This is a genomic window from Halostagnicola alkaliphila, from assembly GCF_055379965.1.
In genome coordinates this window covers 2,986,007-2,998,614 of the sequence record NZ_AP043826.1, presented here as the reverse complement: position 1 = coordinate 2,998,614, position 12,608 = coordinate 2,986,007, and the positions used below count along the sequence as shown (strand labels likewise).

The following is a 12,608-nucleotide window of genomic DNA, read 5'->3' as shown; positions in this document are numbered from 1 at the left end:
GGCGTCTCTGGATACCCCGATCTGCTAAACTAGAACGGATGATCGAATAACCAAGAAGTGAACGCGATCGACGCAAGCGACGGCTCCCATCAGTGGACTACGAGTTTGCCTGACTATCCCTCCGGGATCGCTTTCAACGGAGGGACTATCTACACCGAGGTAGATGGAGTGGTTCATGCTCTCGATGCGAGCGATGGCTCCCATCAGTGGACCTCAGACTTTACCACTAGCTTTACCGACTTAGCAGCCGAGGATGGGATGGTCTATGGATCGACGCCTAACTATGCCATTGCAATCGACGGGAGCGACGGCTCGGAGGAGTGGACCTACGACGGTCATACGGATTGGATCGAGGGGATAACAGTCAGCGACGGGACGGTCTATACGGGTGCAAGAGACAACGATCTCCATGCGATCGACGCGAGTGACGGCTCTGAACAGTGGATCTACGATGGTCAGTCGTCAGATGTGAATGATATCGCGGTGACAGAGGGACTCGTCGTCTCGGGGGCAGACTACAGTAGGATCCATGCAGTTGGGAGTGGAATGTTGGACCCAACGGTTACGATCGGCGATGAGACGATCATCGACGAGGACAGTCTCATGCAAGGAGAGACGATAAGCCGGACTCCGGTCCTCTCAACAGGATCAATCCCGCTCGATGTGTCCGGAACGGATGGGGATCTCGATGTGGAGATCTCCCGCACAGAAATCTCAAAAACCGTTAATCCAGCTCTCGAGGTCAACGGCGAGTCCTTTGGGCATGATGGTACGCTCGAGGACGGCGAGACGGCGTCGATCGGCGTCGACGAGTCTGCGGTTATCGGCGGGACGAATACGATCACTGTGCGAACGGATACGCCGGACACAGGTCCCGAGAGCGTCGTCGGGTTTGTGTACAGTCATAGTGCAACGACCGACGAATCCGTTAGCTACTCGGGCGAGACATGGTCTGAGACGTACGATATTTCGAGAACGTGGGACGACGCAACCGCCGGCGCAAGCGTGACGATCCCGTTCGCAAGTAGCCGTGTTGCCGAGATTCGGGACGCCGAAAAGCGGATCAATAACGGCGACTGGCAGGCGCTCGAGAGCGACGAGATCGAAATGGATGGAACGACGCTCGAGGTGCAATTCGGTGACATCGACGCCGACGATGAGATCGGCGTACGTGCAACGGGCTCGAAAGTCGACGTGTCCGGTGGCGAGATCGACGTGCTCGAGCCGACTACGGAAGGCGACACGCTCGACACGAAAGTCGAGATCGTCGATCACAGCGACGAGTTCGCCGTCGACGTGAGCGGAACCACAGAAGGCAACTGGTTGCATCGTACGGTGAACGAATCGTGGTCGGCGGCGTCGACATCGTCGGTATTCCACGCGACGGGCGAGCAAGAGATACGCGCACCAGGCGCGAGCTCGGGCAGCACTGCGCGCGTGCAAACGCTCCCGCTCGAGGTCTCGCCAAACGCGGGCGATGTCGCGATCTCGTCGGTGAACCCCAGTGGCGACGAGCTCCGGTTCGATTCGGAACCCGACGGCGCGACCGAAGTCGACTACACCTGGCACGAAACAAATTCGGGCGAGCGATACGTGCTCTATTCGGACACGCACGGCGTCGTTCGCGATAGTGCGACGGCGTCGAGCCCGGTGACGTTGACCGGCTCGAGCTACGATGAAACGTTGCAGATCATGTCCCCAAGTGACGACAGCGGCGACGACGAGATCGGCGCGGGATCGGGAGCAAGTTCAAGCGGCGTGAGTGGAGCGGTTTCGCAGGCGACGGGCATGTCGTCGCCGATCATGTTGATCGCCGTCGGCGTCGGGCTGATCGCAGGCATGGCGGTTCTCTCGAGTCGAACCAGGGTACCGACGTGGATCGTCGGCATCGGCGCACCGCTGATCGGATTGATCTCGCTCGAGGCGATCTCGCCGGGCACGATCTCGTCGGGGATCTCGTCGACGATCGTGATGGTCGGCTCGGCGATCGGCGACGTGTGGTCGGAGGTCGGCGCTCCGGTGATGCTGATCGCGGTGATGGTCGGCGCGTGGCTGGTCGTTCGCTGGTGGCAGACTCGCGAGGAACGGGCGACCGAGCCGGACACCGCGGTGAACTTCAATTTGCGCGACGACTGACCGCTCGCGAGTTTTTGCTTTTTACGACCGTAGGCGTCACACACGCGTCGTATACGCATCGTATAGGCGTGAGGCGGGTAGCGTACAGGCGTAGCGTGTGTATCGTGTAGGCGTCAGGCGGGCGACGTACGGGCGTTCCGTACGCATCGTACAGGCGACGGGCGAGCGACGCGTACACATCGGGCAGGCGTTAGGCCCAGGCGTCGCGTACGCACCGTGTAAGCGATAGGTGTGTACGTACAGGCGTCGCGTAGGTGTCGTACAGGCGACGGGCAGACGATGCGCGGGTGACGTGTCCGTAGCGTGTAGGCGGCGTACAGGCGACGCGTACGCATCGCGATCACGCGGCGCGCCGTCGCAGAATCAGTTATAGGGATTAGCGTAAGTTCTCATACTTTCCAACAGAACAGATTACAGAAGTGTTGGAATTCGTGTGGCCGATTCAGAGGTGGTATTCAGCAGTTGCTGATAAACACTCTAATTAACAGCATCAAAATGTGTAAAATCACACACCATAGGACAATTACTAGATAACATTGATGGAGTCCTCACTAGGGTCAAACTCAGAAATGATGCCGTATTTTCTCCTTATCTGCCTCTTTTGAGAATTAAGCTGGCTTTGTAGACATTCACAAATAGAGGAATAGCGCTCGGAATCCTGCTCTAACTCATCAAAAGTTTCAGATGCTGTGTTGTGAGCTAACATTATTAACTCCTCTCGCGCGGAGTCCCAAAACTCCTGATGATCAGGGTAGTTTTTAGATTGTTTCAAGATGGCATCAAGGAGGATTTCTAGTTCATCTTCCTGAAATTCACCTTCATAGTTCTTTTCTTGGAGATATGCCTTCACTTCCCCCTCTATCTCTTGAATTACTTCATATCGAAGCTCAGAACACCGCTCCACTATCTGATTATGATCTTCCATTGTTTCGAAGAGGCCAGGAGCTTTTTCGGACATACGATCTCTGAGGAACGGATCTGCTGGGGCAAATACCAACTGAATTTCTCTTTCTAAAATTGCTGTCCGGCCACTCACATTATAGATTCTGTGTGGAGAAGTATTGATCCACTCTAAGCCTTCAGCATCGTTGATTGCGTTGATATTACTTTTTACTATAGCGATGGACGGTTCGATGAACTCGTTGAGTTCTTCACTAGCTATTGGCTTTTCCCGTTCTCGCATCCTTTCATCTATGAGTCGACGATTTTGGTGAACAGTCCAGAATGTTGCGACAGCAAGAAAGAGCGTGCCAAGGACCCCTAAGGTTGCAGTGGCTACCGAAACCCGAGTCGAGAGATCCAGTGCAGACCAGTACCAACTGATGTATGCTAAACAGGTGATAAACGATATGATGAGCATTAGAAAGGCCGTTGCAATCGATTGTCTTTCCGATAGTACCATGGGGTTTGAATGGTGGTCGCTACTCCCAGTGTATAGTTTTTGGTAATTCGCTTTCCTCTAGGAGAGTTGTTTTTGCGATCCGACATAAACAGCCGACTTAATCAAACAGCACTCGTAGAATCATTCCGTCTATACTGAATATGCGCGCTGTATCTTGCGCAACGGTACTGCCAATTATTGGGGTGTACAAGGATTGAGCATATGGATTATTTTGCTAATCCCTATAGTTGCGGCCGGTTTCGACGTCGACTCCGGTCTCGACAGTGAAAGTCACGTTGCCGGTCGACAGCTGGTCGGCAATCTCCTTGCGTTGCTCGAGGGTGAGATCCGGGCGCTCGAGGACTCGACGAGCGCTGGCAACGATGCGGGTAACGTCGTGACAGGCGAACGCGGCCGCGTTGGACCGATTACAGTCGTAATAGTCGGCGGCTTTCTCGATTTCGTCGAATCGCCATTCGTTGCCGTCGTCGGTTCGGATACGGACTGAGCCGGGAATGTCGTTCTTGTTTCGGGCCATATTCGTGAACACGAGTCGGATATCCTAGTTTTTTCGGGTGAGCGAAACGGTGTTTGTATATAAAGGGATGTCAGGGTGGCCAGTGATCGACGCGGTCGGCATGGCGATCGCGGTCACGATCGACGAAATATGAACACGCGGTGCTCGAGCTCGTGTTCATATTCGGGAAAACGTTTCTCGAGACGTGCGACCCCCTGCGGTCAGATGCAAACCCGGTTCGAACGGACTCGAGAACGATGAACGGTCGAAAGGACTAGTAGGTTTCATATTCTATATGATGTATGGGAAAAGAGACCCAGGGAGACAACGTATATCAGGTCGAACCGCCGATGCACCGGCGTATCACACTTGAGCGAGGTGGGCGGCTCGGGATCACGGTATCGTCGGAAGCACAAGCCGAGAACTCGAGACAAAGTCTCACAGCGCTGGTAACGGCGTTACTTGTTGCTGTTGCGGGATTCGGTGTTATCGGTTATCCCGTCGGGAGTGCGGGCGGCGCGATCGCGCTGTTCATGGCTGGCGTGGCTTTTGAGCGATTCCGCTACATGAGGTCGCAATGAGCGACAACTGTGCGGTCGCTACTGAGCAGTGCGAAGAAAACGGGCACAAGTGGAGAGGGTTCGGCCACTCAACGAGAGGGGGCCGAATCGCCGTCCAGTGCGAGATTTGTGGGCGGATCGAAGAGTGGGAGACAAGACAATTAGAACCGATCTACGAGGGTTGGCCCGATCGATACGTCGACACGGTGAGTGATCGAAATGCCAAATCATGATTGCGGCGACTTTCGAGCTCATCGACGCGATCTCGATATGGGCGTTTTTCGTCGCGGCCGTCGTTGCGAACTTGCTCTGCTGGGGTTGGCTCGTGATGAACTGTCCTGATATCTGGTTTTGATGGGTGTATACGCGCATAATACGCGCGTAGCCCAGTTCTTTGATCGGAGTTCCTCAAGGCGTTCCTACCGCTGGGAAGAAAACCTATCAAGGAGTAAAAATATAGATGACCCATGAAACGACGATCGGCATTAGTCGCGATCGCGACGAGTGCCATGGCGGGATGCCTATCGGACGAAGAGGGATCGTCAGATCCCGATAATGGCAATGCAAGCGACGACGAGCCGGAAGTTCGCGAACCGGAATCGACTGAGGTTGAGACAACTCTCGAGTTCGGTGACTGGTATGAGAGGAACCATTTCGGTGTGTTAATCGAAGGTGTCGAGTTCGTCGACACAGTGACCCTCGAAGCGTCGGGCGGTCGCGACGCCGAACACGAGTTTGATCCTAATCGCATGGCAATTGTCGATTATCAGCTGAAAGCGATCGGAGCTGATCGCGACGAATATTATCCCATGCTCACTCTCGAGGCGGCCGTCGACGACGACGTGCGCGAGCTCGAGGTCGACGATAGCGAATTTGAAGACACGGAGGTCTGCAACGACTACCAGTGTTATTCTGGCCGATTTAATGATGTAGTCATTCGCGAAGATAGAGACCGGGGACATGGTGCGACTGGTTACGAACCGGGAGAAACTCGCAAATGTTGGGACGCTCTGATAGTTTCTTCCGATGTTGATATTGACGTTGTCTTAGACGATGTCATGTGGTCGGACTCATCATAATTGGGACTATTAGTGGAGTTGAAGTAGAAATATACAAAGTCGGAGTCCATTTTTCACGTGCTTTGATATTTTGAGTAGGTCATATTGACTTATTCGGATCTATCGGTACCACCACCACCAAATTGCAATAGGAACCAAGATAGGTGACAAGAGTAGGGCGAACGGGCCAATTATAACTAATAACATAAGAACGATGAATATTGCAATCAGAAGTACAGTGAGTTTTACTGGCCACACGAAGAAAATCCTAAACAGACTCGGGCCGTTCGGCGAAGAATCTACTGTTCCATCCTCATTTACATCTTCCAGATTCCATCGGTTCAAGGTTTCTGAGACATGAGACCGAGAGCATCCAACTGCATCGGCAACCTCTTTATCCGTCCAATCTGGGTTTTCATCTTTCTTGTAAAGAATTGCCTGTTGGATCGGTGTGAGTTTATCCGTGGTCATTCACGGAATTTGAATGGAAGGTTTTTCACTTGAATATACCGTTATAGCTGAAAGTCGGTATTTATTACCTAATCCCATCGAACACAGAATATGATTACTAACGCTCGAGCACTCGAGACAACCTACGTACCACAGGACCTCGAGCACAGAGAGGGACAGATTAGCCAACTCGCCACAGCGTTAGAACCGCTCACTAAGGGCGTTGGGGGCGACCACAGCCTGATTTTCGGACCATCTGGATCAGGGAAAACGACGCTTGCGAGGTACGTCGTTCGAAAGCTCCGACAGGAATCTCTGGGCGTCAAACGGGCGTACTGGAACTGCATGTCCGGCTCGTCGAAAACCGAAGTCTTGCACGGGCTCGCTCAGGACTCGAAGATTGGTAACCACCTTTCGAGAGACGGTACCGCATCCGGTGCGTTCATCGAAGCCTTTCGCGAAACGGACGATCATATCGTCGCGATTATCGATGAGGTCGACGTGCTCGAGGACGAAACGCTGTTGCTCGGTCTCGGGGATCTCCCGAACGTGACGATCGTCGGGATCACGATCGACGAAGATGACTTTTTCGCGAATCACCAGTTGAACGGCCGAGTCAAGTCACGGTTCTCGAGTGCTGAGACGGTTCGATTACGTCGGTACTCTCACACCGAATTGGTGGATATTCTTTTAGCACGGATTTCCGCCGGGCTTCGCCCTGGTGTGATTACAATCGACGTAGTGGAGTACATCTCAGATATTGCGGCCGGTGACGCACGCGAAGCGATCAAGCACCTCGAGAAAGCCACCGTACGAGTCGCACGTTCGGAACGATCACAGATTACGATCGACGATGTTGAAGCGGTTCACCACGAGGCGCGCCAGGACCTCCGGCAGGATCATATCAACTCGCTGGGGACGCACAAGCGATTACTCTACGATATCGTTGCCGACGCTGGGGAGATCGGCGTTACTGAGCTTCACAAAACCTACGAGAGCCGGATAGGGAACTCAAAACCGAACCGGACTCGACGGCGATATCTTTCCTCGTTAGTCGATAAGTACGAACTCATCGAGGCGTCTGGTACCGGTCGAGGGAAGACGTACACGATTCCCGAGCCGTAGGACGGTTTTTGTTTTCCGGCCACTTCCGGCCACTTTCCGGCCACGGGTTACAGACTCTGTCTGTCGAGAATATGGCTTTCTTAGCCAATATCGGTGTTTTCCGGCCACCACCGGTGTAGTCCTATTAAATGGACGTTCCTCGTTCGGTGTATGTCCGAACTTACAACCGAATCGTTACCGGACTCGGGGGACTCGTTAGGAGGTTTCGAAGTTGAAACTCCTGCTGGCAAACCCGCGTCAGTTGAGGTTACTGGAACGCCAGTCAATTGCGCGCGTGTTGATGTGCGTGTCGAAAATGGCCGTCACTGGGTGTTTGGGGTGAGCGACGAGACAGCGGTGCTCGTCATGGTGCTCAACGAGATCGGCAAGAGCGTCGACGCCGATCTACCGAGCTGGATCGAACCCGTGATCCAGCGGACCGGGCTTAACGGGGTTGAGCAATGAGCGCATCATTCGTTAGCGCTGAGAAGTGTTGCGTCGAGATCACCCTCGAGGTACCTCTCGCCTTTTTCGGAGAGTGTGTAAAAACCACGCGAGGGCCGGTTAACGAGTCCATACGACTCGAGCTTTCGACAACGACGTCCGATATAATTGCTATTTCTGCCAATTGTATCTCCGATCATTTTTGGCGTTCCTGCCCCCTCCTGATCGAGAAATTCAAGAATTTCATCGTCCGACCTTGTCATCCATTCAGCACGCTTTCTCATCCGTATAAGTATGCTCAGCATAGATTCTTGAAATTGAGCCGTCAAGTACGTTTAGGAACGTTATTAGTACGTTTACAGATTTTGAAACTCTTTGAAGGTACGGTTACCGTACTTTTATATCATTTGAGTGTAGACTATTGGCCAGCGCGAGTTTCACGTGGACCTGACTGTCCGTTAGGTCCGCTCCGAAAATGCGGTCCGGTGTTTGGGCACCAGATCCGCGGCGGCTCGCGTAAGGATGGTACGCAAGCCATGTACGACGACAACACGCGGGGTATTGAATGCCCCGAACGACCAGCGGAATCGGCGACGACTAATCAGCGAGTTCTCTGCGACGGCGGTACAACGTGGGGGAACCTGACCGGGTTCCAGCGCGATACCCTCGAGGCGATCGCCCGGCTCGAGCGTGACGACGAGACACCGTACGGACTTGCGATCAAGGAACAGCTCGAGCCGCAGCACGGTGACGTTCATCACGGCCGACTGTACCCGAATCTTGACGATCTCGTAGAACTCGGGCTCATCGAAAAGTCGGAACTCGACAAGCGCACGAACGAATACGCGCTCTCGCGCGACGGGCGCGGGCTGTTAATCCAGCGCGTCGAGCGCATGGCGGCCGCGTGCGATATGACCACCGCTGTCGCCGACGACACCGATGCGGGTGATCGCGAATGATCGACATCGACGAACTCTCCGACGAGGAAGTCGAGGCGGTCGTCAACACGCGCGGGTTCCAGAAGATGCTCGCCTACCGTCGGCTCTCCGACGGGATCGAAGTACTCGAGGACGAAGACCAGATTTTCGAGTCGATGGTCTCGTCGATCACGAAACAGCATTCGCAGGTTCGTTCGGAGGACAGCACTCGAGAGTTCTTCCGGCTGTTCCGTGACGAAGTGGAGACGTTCACGGAAGGACTCGCCGACGAGGAAAGCAGCGCGGACCAGGGCGATCTCGAAGACCTCTACGTTGACGACGGTGATCGCAGTGAGTGACGAGTTCCTTGCTCTCGAGCGACAGGCCGATGCGCTCGAGGCGATCGCGACGGAACTGCGATTCCAGAACGCGGTTCTGTGCGAACACCTGGAGGCGATGGACGACCTCTCGGCGCGGCTGGCTGATCACCGCCACGCGGAGAGCGAACCTCGCGATCGATCCGGCCGCGCACTCCAGAGGGATATTCAGGATCGGCTTTTCGACCGCGACCGTGCCGAAGACGACCATCCTGAGTTCCGCTGGGGATCGCCGGACAACTGGCGGGGTGACGACGAGTGAGCGACCTCGAGCCGATTTCTCCGAAGGAAGCGCTTCGAATGTGGATCGATCGGTGTCGCTCGACTCGAGCCGATGCAACCATCCAGAGCTACCAGTATCGGCTGAATCCGTTTCTCGACTGGTGTGAGGTCCAGGGAATCGAGAATATGAACGATCTCACGAGCCGGGATATTTTTGCATACGATTCACACCGTCGTTCGGACGGGCTCAAAGCCACGACGCTGAACACGCAGATCGGCACGCTAAAGCGTTTCATCCGGTTCTGCGAGCGGATCGACGCCGTCGAGTCGGGGCTTACGAACAAGATTGAGGTCCCGACTGTCGACCTTGCCCAGCGCGTGAACGACGAGCTGTTGACCGCGGAACGGGCTGACGTAATCCGTTCGAATCTCGAGAAGTATCGTCGAGGCACGCGTGAGCAAGCTATGTTCGAAATCCTGTGGCACACTGGCTGCCGGATGGGTGGTCTCCGCGGGCTCGATATCGACGACTTCTATTTCGAGCCGGAACACCTCGAGCGACTTCGCCACCAGAACAGCATCGATCAAAGTGCATTGGAAGCGGTCGAATTGCCGTTCCTGTATTTCCGGCACCGCGACGAGACACCGTTGAAGAACAAGGAAGCGGGTGAGCGGCCGGTTGGTCTCTCGGAGACGGTCGCCGATCGAATACGCGATTATATGCACGTCGAACGATCGGAGCGGACTGACGAAAGCGAGCGACGGCCGCTGTTTACGACCGAGAAGGGCAAATACGCCCGTGTCTCGAAATCCAGTGTTCGGCGAGAGATCTACATTTTGACGCAGCCGTGCCGGTTCGGCAGCTGTCCGCATGATCGTAGCACCACGAATTGCGAAGCGCTCGAACACGGTCTCGAGGCACGGTGCCCGTCGAGCCGATCTCCGCACCCGATCCGAACTGGTGCAATCACGCACATGCGCGACGAAGGATGGCCGCCTGAGGTGGTTGCAGAGCGCGTAAACGCCACTCCAGAGGTTATCAGAGAACACTACGACCACCCCGATCCGATTCGTCGAATGCAATCCCGACGGCAGTACCTTCAGGAGGACTCAGAATAATGATAGATACTTCCAATTTCAGACGACAGGCGCACAACTCGAATCGCTGCGCTCGGCGGTCCCACTTTCTGTCGCGAACAATTTCGTGAGCGACAGCAATGGAAGAGCCGATGTCGAGCATGCAAGTCGCAGCCCACGAGCGAAGCGCGGTTCGAATGAAGTGAGAACCGCGGTGCGAACGGTGTAACCGTGAGCAAAGCGAGTCGGAACGTCTTGCACCTGTTCGACTCTCGGCGGTCCCACTTTTCAGACACAATGAGCGAAGGAGCGCAGCGACTACTGCGATGTGTGGAAGAAAATGGGACCAGGGAACAGCTCAGCTGTGACCGCGGTCCCATATTTTGCAGCGCAAAATTGGGAGTGCGAGATGCCGCGAAGCGGTATCTCGGCGGTCCAAGATTCTGACGCGAGCAAATACGTGAGCGACAGCTTCCCGTTTCCAGAGGATTCTCGAGGCGAAAGAGTACGGCTTCGAATCACTGTACCGTTTGCATCGTTTTCACGCGAACGCGTGTCTCAATTAGAGGGACATCAGTACAATAGCCAGCACTGCAAACCCGATACCCGCCGCCTTCCGAACCGTAAGCGACTCCTCGAGGAAGACAATACCGATAACGGAACTTACGGCGATAAAGAGGCCGTAGATCGGAACGACGACGCTGATGGGGCCGAGTTCGAGCGCGCGGTAGTACGCCAGCAGGCCGATCGCCAGTGTGACTCCCCAACCGATGACGTAGGGCGTTTTTGGGTGGTTCAGATACGGTCGGACCGAAGTTCCTCTGTAGAGCAGGAGGCCGCCGACCAACACGAGCATGACGAAGTTCGAGAGGAAGACGGCCACGGTGCTCGGAATCGATACCATCGCGATTTTCATCAGGGGTGCCACCAGACTGTAGGCGAGGAACGCGACGAGCGAGAGGCCGAGGTATCGCTGCATCATCGTTCGTCACCCGCACTGAGATAAATCGCGACGATAGCACAGACGATCCCGGCCCCTCGAGTCACCGACAGCGTTTCCTCGAGGAAGACGATCCCGATGATGGAACTCCCGACGATGAACATGCCGAAAATCGGGACGACGACGCTCACCGGGCCGGCCTCGAGTGCTGACGTGTACGCGAGGATACCGACCGTGAGGAAGAACCCGCCGACGTAGATGTAGACGGCGTCTCGAGAGAGCACGGCGGATGGCTCTCCGGTATCGGTCAGCACTAACACGCCCGTCGTAATGACGAGGAAAACAATCGTCGCGAGAAACAATCCGACCGCCGCCGGGACGTCTCGAGTCGCGATACTCGTGAGTGGGGCGACGATAGAATACGCGAGCAGTGCGACGAGCACCCACAGAAGATACTCCATATGGTTCTGTCGTCTCGAGTGGGGTATATCAGTTATTGCCATTTCGTTCGATCGGACTCTCTCGATCGCACATTCGATGGGTTCTCGAAGCAACGAACGGAGCCAGGCGGTTCGCCAGTCGCTGAGATGCGTCGATCTATCGACCGAAGTCCGTCGGTATCTGCAGCGTGGCATCTAATGATGTGAACATGGACCACGACTTTGCATCGAGGCCGTCCGTTCCAGTCCTTTGGTCGACACGAACGGGTGAGTCACAGAACTAAAACCAACGTTTTATCAGTAATTGCCCCCTTTTTACGGTAATGAGTTCAAATGTATTTCTCGTGCCGTACGACTCCGAAGGGTTCGAGCGAACGGTTCTCTCCGAAGTCGACCTGAGTGAATTTCCGGATCATCCTGAAGCGTTTTCGGAGTCAGAACAGGTCCGGTTCTGGGGAGCGCGTGAAGGTTCGAACAACGAAACTTACTTCGAGAAAATGGATGAGGGTGACCTCCTGTTGTTCTATCACGAAGGCGAGTACATCGGGACTGGCCGAATCGGAACCACGTTTACGGACAGTGACGAGTGGGCGAGCACGACGTTTTGGAACGGCGACACTGCAACATTGATCTACACGGTCGAAGACTTCACGTCGGTATCCGTTTCGAAAGCCGCATTGAACAACATCTTCGATTACTCGGACGGGTACAATCCGCAGGGGCTCATTCGAGTCGCGGACAACCGAGTTGACAACAATCTCGACGCGATCGAGCTCGCCGTCCAGAAATACAACTAGTTCGGTCCTGATCACGCGTTCGGTACCCGGTTTGGCTCACTCGACAGTACCGACCTTGAGTTCCGACCGAAACCGCTGAAAAACGCCGACGGGACACCCACGGGATGACAGGTCCGACGCGTCAGGGGGTCGTGCTGTCGCCTGGGGTACGGCGACGTTTTGCTATCCACGAGATGGTACTTCAGAGT

The 12,608-nt window shown here is 55.0% G+C and carries 16 protein-coding genes; 11 read left to right on the top strand and 5 right to left on the bottom strand.

Annotation, left to right across the window (positions count from 1 at the left end; translation table 11 throughout):
* Nucleotides 1-57: 57 nt before the first annotated feature.
* Nucleotides 58-2,136, top strand: coding sequence for an outer membrane protein assembly factor BamB family protein (locus ACZ5C7_RS20365; protein ID WP_464378081.1), 2,079 nt, complete (start codon nt 58-60; stop codon nt 2,134-2,136).
* 526 nt (nt 2,137-2,662) lie between these two features.
* On the opposite strand, the gene ACZ5C7_RS20360 is transcribed toward ACZ5C7_RS20365, so the two are convergent.
* Both ACZ5C7_RS20360 and ACZ5C7_RS20355 read right to left on the bottom strand, forming a co-directional pair.
* On the bottom strand, nt 2,663-3,538 hold the full coding sequence (locus ACZ5C7_RS20360; RefSeq protein ID WP_464378080.1) for a hypothetical protein: 876 nt from the start codon (nt 3,536-3,538) through the stop codon (nt 2,663-2,665).
* Between the two features lie 214 nt (nt 3,539-3,752).
* Nucleotides 3,753-4,055, bottom strand: a complete 303-nt coding sequence (locus ACZ5C7_RS20355; RefSeq protein WP_464378079.1) for a DUF7692 domain-containing protein — start codon at nt 4,053-4,055, stop codon at nt 3,753-3,755.
* Between the two features lie 281 nt (nt 4,056-4,336).
* On the opposite strand from ACZ5C7_RS20355, the gene ACZ5C7_RS20350 reads away from it, so the two are divergent.
* From ACZ5C7_RS20350 to ACZ5C7_RS20340, 3 genes are all read left to right on the top strand, one after another.
* Nucleotides 4,337-4,615 carry a hypothetical protein gene (locus ACZ5C7_RS20350; RefSeq protein WP_464378078.1) on the top strand — a complete coding sequence of 93 codons (279 nt, stop codon included), beginning with the start codon at nt 4,337-4,339 and terminating at the stop codon, nt 4,613-4,615.
* A 208-nt stretch (nt 4,616-4,823) separates the two neighbouring features.
* A complete protein-coding gene (locus ACZ5C7_RS20345; protein ID WP_464378077.1) occupies nt 4,824-4,949 on the top strand; it encodes a hypothetical protein in 126 nt (41 codons plus the stop codon).
* 112 nt (nt 4,950-5,061) lie between these two features.
* Nucleotides 5,062-5,673 (top strand): hypothetical protein, encoded by a 612-nt coding sequence (locus ACZ5C7_RS20340; protein WP_464378076.1) that lies wholly within the window; start codon nt 5,062-5,064, stop codon nt 5,671-5,673.
* 99 nt (nt 5,674-5,772) lie between these two features.
* Here the strand turns inward: ACZ5C7_RS20340 and ACZ5C7_RS20335 are convergent, their stop codons facing one another.
* On the bottom strand, nt 5,773-6,123 hold the full coding sequence (locus ACZ5C7_RS20335; protein ID WP_464378075.1) for a helix-turn-helix domain-containing protein: 351 nt from the start codon (nt 6,121-6,123) through the stop codon (nt 5,773-5,775).
* Nucleotides 6,124-6,213: 90 nt separating this feature from the next.
* Between ACZ5C7_RS20335 and ACZ5C7_RS20330 the strand changes: the two genes are divergently transcribed.
* The 6 genes from ACZ5C7_RS20330 (at nt 6,214) to ACZ5C7_RS20305 (ending at nt 10,285) form a co-directional block, all read left to right on the top strand.
* The gene (locus tag ACZ5C7_RS20330; RefSeq protein WP_464378074.1) at nt 6,214-7,227 is read left to right on the top strand and encodes a Cdc6/Cdc18 family protein; all 1,014 of its coding nucleotides are present in this window, start codon (nt 6,214-6,216) and stop codon (nt 7,225-7,227) included.
* A gap of 318 nt (nt 7,228-7,545) precedes the next feature.
* Nucleotides 7,546-7,671, top strand: a complete 126-nt coding sequence (locus ACZ5C7_RS20325; RefSeq protein WP_464378073.1) for a hypothetical protein — start codon at nt 7,546-7,548, stop codon at nt 7,669-7,671.
* Between the two features lie 515 nt (nt 7,672-8,186).
* Entirely contained in the window at nt 8,187-8,609 is a 423-nt protein-coding gene (locus ACZ5C7_RS20320; protein WP_464378072.1) for a helix-turn-helix transcriptional regulator, read from the top strand.
* On the top strand, nt 8,606-8,926 hold the full coding sequence (locus ACZ5C7_RS20315) for a hypothetical protein (RefSeq protein WP_464378071.1): 321 nt from the start codon (nt 8,606-8,608) through the stop codon (nt 8,924-8,926). Before ACZ5C7_RS20320 ends, ACZ5C7_RS20315 begins: the two co-directional genes overlap by 4 nt.
* Nucleotides 8,919-9,206 (top strand): hypothetical protein, encoded by a 288-nt coding sequence (locus ACZ5C7_RS20310; RefSeq protein ID WP_464378070.1) that lies wholly within the window; start codon nt 8,919-8,921, stop codon nt 9,204-9,206. The genes ACZ5C7_RS20315 and ACZ5C7_RS20310 overlap by 8 nt, the downstream gene beginning before the upstream one ends.
* Before the next feature lie 38 nt (nt 9,207-9,244).
* A complete protein-coding gene (locus ACZ5C7_RS20305) occupies nt 9,245-10,285 on the top strand; it encodes a tyrosine-type recombinase/integrase (protein WP_464378487.1) in 1,041 nt (346 codons plus the stop codon).
* Between the two features lie 520 nt (nt 10,286-10,805).
* On the opposite strand, the gene ACZ5C7_RS20300 is transcribed toward ACZ5C7_RS20305, so the two are convergent.
* Both ACZ5C7_RS20300 and ACZ5C7_RS20295 read right to left on the bottom strand, forming a co-directional pair.
* A complete protein-coding gene (locus tag ACZ5C7_RS20300; protein WP_464378486.1) occupies nt 10,806-11,222 on the bottom strand; it encodes an EamA family transporter in 417 nt (138 codons plus the stop codon).
* Nucleotides 11,222-11,644, bottom strand: a complete 423-nt coding sequence (locus ACZ5C7_RS20295) for an EamA family transporter (RefSeq protein ID WP_464378069.1) — start codon at nt 11,642-11,644, stop codon at nt 11,222-11,224. The genes ACZ5C7_RS20300 and ACZ5C7_RS20295 overlap by 1 nt, the downstream gene beginning before the upstream one ends.
* A gap of 302 nt (nt 11,645-11,946) precedes the next feature.
* Here ACZ5C7_RS20295 and ACZ5C7_RS20290 point away from each other — a divergent pair, with 302 nt between their 5' ends.
* Complete coding sequence (locus ACZ5C7_RS20290) at nt 11,947-12,420, top strand: hypothetical protein (protein ID WP_464378068.1); 474 nt, start codon at nt 11,947-11,949, stop codon at nt 12,418-12,420.
* Nucleotides 12,421-12,608 lie beyond the last annotated feature (188 nt).

Bases quoted from the DNA above. Each gene is read 5' to 3' on its own strand.
- ACZ5C7_RS20335 (WP_464378075.1), bottom strand. From the start codon at position 6,123: ATGACCACGGATAAACTCACACCGATCCAACAGGCAATTCTTTACAAG.
- ACZ5C7_RS20345 (WP_464378077.1), top strand. From the start codon at position 4,824: ATGATTGCGGCGACTTTCGAGCTCATCGACGCGATCTCGATATGGGCG.
- ACZ5C7_RS20300 (WP_464378486.1), bottom strand. From the start codon at position 11,222: ATGCAGCGATACCTCGGCCTCTCGCTCGTCGCGTTCCTCGCCTACAGT.
- ACZ5C7_RS20330 (WP_464378074.1), top strand. From the start codon at position 6,214: ATGATTACTAACGCTCGAGCACTCGAGACAACCTACGTACCACAGGAC.
- ACZ5C7_RS20290 (WP_464378068.1), top strand. From the start codon at position 11,947: ATGAGTTCAAATGTATTTCTCGTGCCGTACGACTCCGAAGGGTTCGAG.
- ACZ5C7_RS20340 (WP_464378076.1), top strand. From the start codon at position 5,062: ATGAAACGACGATCGGCATTAGTCGCGATCGCGACGAGTGCCATGGCG.
- ACZ5C7_RS20360 (WP_464378080.1), bottom strand. From the start codon at position 3,538: ATGGTACTATCGGAAAGACAATCGATTGCAACGGCCTTTCTAATGCTC.
- ACZ5C7_RS20355 (WP_464378079.1), bottom strand. From the start codon at position 4,055: ATGGCCCGAAACAAGAACGACATTCCCGGCTCAGTCCGTATCCGAACC.
- ACZ5C7_RS20305 (WP_464378487.1), top strand. From the start codon at position 9,245: ATGTGGATCGATCGGTGTCGCTCGACTCGAGCCGATGCAACCATCCAG.
- ACZ5C7_RS20315 (WP_464378071.1), top strand. From the start codon at position 8,606: ATGATCGACATCGACGAACTCTCCGACGAGGAAGTCGAGGCGGTCGTC.
- ACZ5C7_RS20295 (WP_464378069.1), bottom strand. From the start codon at position 11,644: ATGGAGTATCTTCTGTGGGTGCTCGTCGCACTGCTCGCGTATTCTATC.
- ACZ5C7_RS20320 (WP_464378072.1), top strand. From the start codon at position 8,187: ATGTACGACGACAACACGCGGGGTATTGAATGCCCCGAACGACCAGCG.
- ACZ5C7_RS20350 (WP_464378078.1), top strand. From the start codon at position 4,337: ATGGGAAAAGAGACCCAGGGAGACAACGTATATCAGGTCGAACCGCCG.